Origin of the sequence: Saccharicrinis sp. 156 (assembly GCF_050589685.1) — a bacterium.
Lineage (GTDB): Bacteria > Bacteroidota > Bacteroidia > Bacteroidales > Marinilabiliaceae > Saccharicrinis.
Map to the genome: position 1 here is coordinate 1 of NZ_JBNGOS010000089.1, position 4229 is coordinate 4229.

Sequence of the window (4229 nt, forward strand, 5' to 3'; positions counted from 1 at the left end):
CTTTTAATATTGAAATAAATCAGCTTGGATTTGTCCACTTTGTAAAAAAAGCGACTTTTCTTGCCGGCACTAAATAAGTACATCCATAATTTATTTAGAATAACATAAATGCATCAAAATTTGATATTCATATGAATTTTGATGCTTTTTCATTTTAACCTTTATATTAAATACAATGAAAGGATTATTACTTGTACTAAGTTTCTTATTGCTAACCTTTAGTGTTAAATCCCAGGATTATCAAAAGAAGAAACCTGTGAATGCAAAAACACAACTTATCAATCACGACAAAGAGCCAAAGTTAAAAGGTGCAAACTTTGTTTCTCTTTTTGATGGTAAAACATTGGATGGGTGGAGCACTAAACAAGGAACCATGGTTTTTGAAGTAAAAGATGGTGAGATAGTGGGAAGATGCAGTGAAGGGCCAAGTACTTTTTTATGCACTGATAAAGAATATGTCGATTTTATTTTTACTTGTGAGGTAAAATGGGAAGTGGATGGAAATACCGGCGTTCAAATCCGGTCCAGAATCAGAAAAGATCCTAACAAAAATACAGTGATTGGTCCTCAAGTGGAGATGGAAGATCTGGCAAAAAATGGTCGTGGTTGGTCAGGGGGAATTTATGGACAAAACTGTGGTGGATGGTTTTATCCCTTAAGAGCCCCAGAACACAAAGCATTAAAAAGTGCCATTGATAGAAGCGGATGGAATAGAATTACAGTTATGGTTGAAGGAAATGTAGTCAAAACATGGATTAATGGATTGCCTGCTGCACACTGGGTTGATGAAAAAAATCAATTCCCCAAAGGATTTATTGCTCTGCAGGTTCATGGAGGAAAACAAGGTATTATCCATTGGCGAAATCTTAAAATCAGGGAGCTTTAAAACATGCAAAAACAACTAGTATATTTAACAGTAATAATGCAGACTTTGCTATTGGTTGCATGCATTGGTTCTAATGAGAGTGAAGACAAACTTTCGAAACCTAATATCATTTTTATTTTAGCTGATGATTATGGCTACATGGATACGCAAGCGTATGCAGAACATGTTATGGGTGTTTCAAAAGATAGTATGTATTATGAAACACCTAATATAGACCGCCTTGTAAATGAAGGAGTTGCATTTGAACAGGCTTATGCCAACCAATTGTGTTCCCCAACACGAGCCAGCTTAATTACTGGCAAATATGCAGCACGTCTTGGATTTACAACAGCAACTCCACGAAGAAAAACGTATTACAATACCAACCAAGAAGTCCCGGAAGGCAGTTATGTGCATGATGTATTGGATCATCACGATAATATAAAAATAGAGATGGCATTGCTCAACGGCAGTTCAAATACGGCAGTGCCGTCTGGGGCACCTGCAGATAATGGCCTCGATGAAATTACGATTGCAGAGGCACTTCCTGATTACCATTCTGCATTTATTGGGAAATGGCATATTGGAGGGCATGGAGCTGAAGGATATACCCCAAGTGATCAGGGGTTTGAGACATTAGCTTGGTGTGATGCCGGAGCTTCAACCTATTTTAAATGGAGAGGAATATGGAATAATCGGGCTATAACCTCATTTCCCAATATTCCTCAAAAAGAACTTTTGGTGGGTTCAGCCGGAGAAGAAACAGGGAAGGATTTTTTAACTGAGGATTTAACAGAACAGGCAGTTCGTTATATTGAGAAACGTTCTATTATAAAAGATCAACCTTTCTTTCTATATTTCTGTCATTTTGCCGTACATGGCCCATACCAGGCAAAGCAAGAGGATATCAATTACTTTGAAAATAAGCCGACCAAAGGTTGGAACAATCATAAGGATGCGACTTATGCGGGTATGATACGTGGTTTGGATAACTCAGTAGGAAGAATTCTAAAAAAGTTGGAAGAAACAGGGCTGGATGAGAATACTCTAGTGGTTTTTATGTCCGATAATGGTGGTATTGATGGCAGGGTAACACCAAACGGGAAAGTAACCAGTAACTTTCCACTTAATGGAGGTAAAGCATGTGTTACAGAAGGAGGAATACGGGTTCCATTGATATTTAGATGGAAAGGAAAAATCGAAGGTGGAAAATGGAGTAACGTGCCAGTAGATTGCTGCGATATCTTTCCTACATTTATTGAAGCTGCAGGTTATGATCCAAACCCTCACTATACTAAAGAAGGTGGTATTGATGGACGCAGTATTGTTGGACTTATGAATGACGTAAGTAATACAAAACAAACATATACGCGCAATACACATTTTTGGCATTATCCATTCAACGTTATCTATACTAATCCATACGATGGTTATAATTTAACACCTCACTCTGTAATTAGAGAAGGAGACTACAAGCTGATTTTTGATTGGCATGGAAGACTTAAGCTGTTTAATATTAAAGAAGATATTTCTGAAACTAATAACCTGGCAAAACAAATGCCTGAACTTACCAATGCGTTATTTCATAAGTTGATAGTTTGGCTCGATAACAATGCTAAAAGTACATATTGGCCCAAAGTAAATCCAGATTATAATACGTTAAATGATCCTCGCAAGGCCAAGTTTATAAACTTGATAGACATCTATCGAAGAGGAGGGAATGTAGCTTTTAGTGCCAATTAAAAAGTATAAACCAAATTAGTCCATATTGCTTAAATACAAGCCATATGAAACGAGCTGGATAATTATTTTTTACATGCCTAATGCCGGTACATGAGTATGATTATATTTTGCGAGTTCCACCGCTTAAATTACGGAGCAGACTATGCGACTGTAAAAAACAAAATTTAAACGTATGTATAGAATTATATTTATCATCTTTTTTTGGGGAATAGCAGCAGTAAACAATGCACAAGAATTGCCCTCAAAAGCCGAAGTTTTAGCGGACCTTATAAAAGTGAACCAGTATTATATGAATGCGAATCCGGAAACAGAAACGGTATCTTCAGGAGCGTCAAACTGGTTAGAGGGATCGTATTTTAACGGGCATATGGCTTTATTTGATTTGCACCCGACCCAAGAGGGCTTGGATTATGCATTGCAGTGGGGTATTAATAATGATTGGAATATAGGAAATAGACCTCACGAGGCCGACAATCAATGTGTAGGTCAAGTTTACATGGATATTTATTATGCCTATGGGGCTAAGGATACATATATGATAAGTAAAGTCGGCACAAGTGTAAGCAATTTGGTTAATCGCACCGCTGTTGATGACTGGGATTGTATTGACGCACTTTATATGGCTATGCCAGTGTTAACCCGATACGGTATATGGAATAACGACTCACGTTATTTCGAAAAGTTGTATGCCTTGTATCATAGTACAAAAGTGAGTCAGGGATTATACGATGCTTCGTTTGGTTTATGGCATCGCGATAAGCGGTTTGACCCTCCATATACAACTTCAGGGGGTAAAAAATGCTACTGGTCGAGAGGAAATGGATGGGTATTTGGAGGCCATGTACGCACGCTTAAATATTTGCCGGAGAATGATATTCACCGTCAGGAATATATTGATACATTCAAAAAAATGGCAGAAGCACTTAAAAGTGTACAGCGAAGTGATGGTTTTTGGAATGTGAGTTTGGGAGATCCAACAGAATTCCCGGGACAGGAAACCAGTGGTACTGCCTTTTTTGTTTACGGTATGGCATGGGGCATCAATAATGGACTTTTGGATAAAGAAACATATTTGCCGACTGTAATTAAAGGGTGGAATGGTTTAGTTTCAACAGCTTTAACGTCTAATGGTCGTATAGGTTATGTACAAGGGGTAGCTGATGAACCTAAAGATGCACAGCCAGTCACCATAAATACTTCCCGCGAATATGGTGAGGGGAATTTTTTGTTGGCAGGAACGGAAGTTATTCAATTGGCAGAAGGGGAAATGCCCAAGCCCAATGACTTTTTTGTGAAGAGTGTTAAAATGAATGATGCTTCAATACTTAAAATTGACTTTTTTGAACCTGCAGAAAAGTGTTCTGCGCAAGATGTTTCAAGCTACCTAATTAATAAAGATGTAAATGTTGAATATGCCATTATTTCGCAAGATGGCTTAAGTTGCGAGTTAACGTTATCTAATATTTACAATGGGGGCTACGGAATATCATTCAATAATATTACAAGCGTTTCAGGTAAAACTATCGCTAACGCAAGTGGTAAATATTAGAAAAAACGGTCTATACCCACCCAGTGAAAACGGCCATACCCGTTCACTTTTTTCTTAATCAGCCATGAATTT

Annotated in this window: 3 protein-coding genes; all 3 read left to right on the forward strand. The window is 37.8% G+C overall.

All coding sequences use genetic code 11. The annotated features are described in order from the left end of the window. Positions 1-175: 175 nt before the first annotated feature. A complete protein-coding gene (locus ACRD64_RS25055) occupies positions 176-886 on the forward strand; it encodes a 3-keto-disaccharide hydrolase (RefSeq protein ID WP_430937346.1) in 711 nt (236 codons plus the stop codon). 3 nt (positions 887-889) lie between these two features. After that, on the forward strand, positions 890-2608 hold the full coding sequence (locus ACRD64_RS25060; protein WP_430937348.1) for a sulfatase: 1719 nt from the start codon (positions 890-892) through the stop codon (positions 2606-2608). Positions 2609-2780: 172 nt separating this feature from the next. Then, positions 2781-4157, forward strand: coding sequence for a glycoside hydrolase family 88/105 protein (locus ACRD64_RS25065; RefSeq protein WP_430937350.1), 1377 nt, complete (start codon positions 2781-2783; stop codon positions 4155-4157). Positions 4158-4229: the final 72 nt, after the last annotated feature.